This window comes from Bradyrhizobium sp. SHOUNA76 (genome assembly GCF_023006445.1).
Lineage (GTDB): Bacteria > Pseudomonadota > Alphaproteobacteria > Rhizobiales > Xanthobacteraceae > Bradyrhizobium.
Map to the genome: position 1 here is coordinate 1 of NZ_JALBHA010000633.1, position 3,106 is coordinate 3,106.

A 3,106-nucleotide genomic window follows, 5' to 3' on the forward strand; every position below is an offset into this window, starting at 1 on the left:
AGCGGCGAAGTCGGCTGCAAAGCCCGAGAGCAAGCCGGCAGCCCCGCCCGCGGCAGTTGCGGGTGGCGCCGAGCCGACACTGATCGGCCAGTTCGGCACCTGGGGCGCCTATTCGGCGACGCCCAACGGCAAGAAGGTCTGCTTCGCGCTGGCCAAGCCATCGTCGTCGAAGACCAACCCGCCGAATCGGCCGCGCGATCCCGCCTATGCCTTCGTCTCGACCCGGCCGGCGGAGAAAGTGAACAACGAAGTCTCGGTCATGATCGGCTATGCGCTGAAGCCGGGTTCTGAATCGTCGGTCGAGGTCGGTGGCGCCGCCTTCGCGATGTACACGCAGGGCGACGGCCTCTGGATCAAGAATGCGGCCGAGGAGGAGCGGATGGTCGAGGCCATGCGCAAATCCGCCGAGCTGGTGGTCAAGGGCGTCTCGGCCAAGGGCACCGAGACGACCGATACGTTCTCGCTGAAGGGCCTCGCCCAGGCTCTGGACAAGATCGCCCAGGATTGTCGGCGGTAACGCCTAGTCGTTAAGGCTGAGGGCGATCAAGGTCGCAATCGGGTGTTCCGGTTGCTATATAGGGGCGGTTCCAAGTTTTCCGTCATTCCGGGATGGTCCGAAGGACCAGACCCGGAAGCTCAACGCTTCGCGTCGTCCCGGAACGACCACATACTCAGGTCCATTCAATGCAACCGACGACCGAGCCGCATAACGCAATCCTGGTGGAGAAGACGCCACTCGAGACCTATGTGCCGCCGGCAAAGCCGTCGCTGATCGGTCTGTCGCGCACCGAGCTTGCCGATCGCCTCGGCGAGATCGGCGTCGCGCCGGGGCAGCGCAAGATGCGGGTGCAGCAGCTGTGGCACTGGCTCTATTTCCGGGGCGCCCAGAGTTTCGACGACATGACCTCGATCTCGAAGGGCATTCGCGCCGAGCTCGCGCAGCACTTCACGGTCGACCGGCCCGAGGTCGTCGCCGAGCAGATCTCGAACGACGGCACCCGCAAATGGCTGCTGCGGCTGCCGAGCGGCGACAATGTCGAGCGTGCCCACGAGGTCGAGTGCGTCTACATCCCCGAGACCGATCGCGGCACGCTCTGCGTCTCCTCCCAGGTCGGCTGCACGCTGAACTGCTCGTTCTGCCACACCGGCACGCAGCGCCTCGTACGCAATCTCACCGCCGGCGAGATCGTGGGGCAGGTGATGGTCGCACGCGATCGCCTGAATGACTGGGCCGATCGCGAAGACGGCACGCGCCGCGTCACCAACATCGTGATGATGGGCATGGGCGAGCCGCTCTACAATTTCGACGCGGTGCGCGATGCGCTCTTGATCGTCGGCGACAATGAAGGCATCGGCATCTCCCGCCGCCGCATTACGCTGTCGACCTCGGGTGTGGTGCCGAACATCGTGCGCGCGGGCGAGGAGATCGGCGTCATGCTCGCGATCTCGCTGCATGCCGTGCGCGACGAGCTGCGCAACGAGCTGGTGCCACTCAACCGCAAATATCCGATCAAGGAGCTGCTGCAGGCCTGCCGAGACTATCCCGGCGCCTCCAATGCGCGGCGCATCACCTTCGAATATGTGATGCTCAAGGGTGTCAACGACTCGCTCGACGATGCAAAACTGCTGGTGAAGCTGCTCAAGGGCGTTCACGCCAAGATCAATCTGATCCCGTTCAATCCCTGGCCCGGTACGGCCTATGAATGTTCGGACTGGGACCAGATCGAAAAATTCTCCGAATACATCTTCAACGCCGGCTATTCCTCGCCGGTGCGCACCCCGCGCGGCCGCGACATCCTCGCCGCCTGCGGCCAGCTGAAATCGGAGACCGAGAAGCTCAGCGCCCGCGAACGCCAGGCGTTGCGCGCCATGGCGATGACGGATTGAGGATGGCGCCATATTCAACGCTCGTCATGGCTGGGCTTGACCCGGCCATATGCGTCTATGGCCGTCATTCCGGGGCGGTGCGCAGCACCGAACCCGGAATCTCGAGATTCCTGGTCTGGCGCTTACGCGCCATCCCGGAATGACGGTGATATTCCACGAGTCCCTCAGATGTCCCTGATCGGCCGCCTCATCGTCATCTTCATCGGCTTTCTCGCCGCCTGTTTCGTCGGCGGGATGATCGTCGTCGTCGCGCTGTTGTTTCCGGAATTCGCCGATCTCGGCGCCGGTCCCGTCGATCAGGGCACGCTCGACATCCTGCTCGGATTCGGCTTCATTTTCGTGTCGGGTTTTGCCCTGGTTCCGGCGGCGGTGATCGTCGCGATCACCGAGGCCCTCTATATCCGCAGCGCGCTCGCTTACGCAGTCGGCGGCGGCCTCGTCGGGCTCGCCTGCTATCTCGGTCTCGTTCCGTTTCACTCCGACACGTTCCAATTCGAAGGCGTCGTCCGCCGGCATCTCGAAATCATGACCGGCGCCGGCATCGTTGCCGGCGTGGTCTACTGGTTGATCGCCGGCCGCAACGCCGGCGCCTGGCGCGATCCGCTACCTCCGCGCGAGCCGCCCCCGCCCCTTCCGTCGAATTCAAGGCCGGATGCGCGGTGACCTTCTATCCTCCCCTCCAGGGGAGGATGGGCCCCGCCGCCGGGGTTTTCATCCCCGTCCCACTCCGCTAAACCGCGCGCCATGAACCGGACTGGACTCTTCATCGCCCTGGCGCTGTGGCTCGTGATCGGCGTCGTTTTCGGCCTCTATCCAGAGCTCGACCTCAAGCTCGCGTCGCTGTTCTTCGATCCCCAAACGAAAACCTTTCCGCTCAAGCTGAACGACTGGGCGGGCTTCGCGCGTGATGCTGCGATGTGGGTGGCCTGGGCCTTCGTGCTGCCGTCGCTTGTGGCGCTCGTGGTCAAGATGATCAGGCCCGACCGGCCGTTGATGGTGTCGGGGCGCGCGATCGTGTTCCTGCTGGTCACGATCATTCTGTCTGCCGGCATTCTCACCAACCTCACCTTCAAGACCTATTGGGGCCGGCCCCGGCCGGTTGTGGTGACCGAGTTCGCCGGCGACCAGCAATTCGTGCCGTGGTGGGATCCGCGCGGCGGCTGCGCGCGCAACTGCTCGTTCTTCTCGGGCGAGGGCGCGACCGCGTTCTGGACGCTGG

At 64.4% G+C, this 3,106-nt stretch carries 4 protein-coding genes; all 4 read left to right on the forward strand.

The window, feature by feature from the left end; genetic code table 11:
* Positions 1-517, forward strand: a 517-nt coding sequence (locus MOV74_RS34760) for an invasion associated locus B family protein (RefSeq protein WP_246931537.1), incomplete at its 5' end; no start/stop codon positions are given.
* A 167-nt stretch (positions 518-684) separates the two neighbouring features.
* Positions 685-1,887 carry a 23S rRNA (adenine(2503)-C(2))-methyltransferase RlmN gene (gene rlmN, locus MOV74_RS34765; RefSeq protein WP_246931540.1) on the forward strand — a complete coding sequence of 401 codons (1,203 nt, stop codon included), beginning with the start codon at positions 685-687 and terminating at the stop codon, positions 1,885-1,887.
* A gap of 168 nt (positions 1,888-2,055) precedes the next feature.
* Positions 2,056-2,550, forward strand: a complete 495-nt coding sequence (locus tag MOV74_RS34770; RefSeq protein ID WP_246931542.1) for a hypothetical protein — start codon at positions 2,056-2,058, stop codon at positions 2,548-2,550.
* Between the two features lie 81 nt (positions 2,551-2,631).
* Positions 2,632-3,106 (forward strand): phosphatase PAP2 family protein (locus MOV74_RS34775; RefSeq protein ID WP_404979223.1); only part of this gene is annotated, 475 nt, incomplete at its 3' end.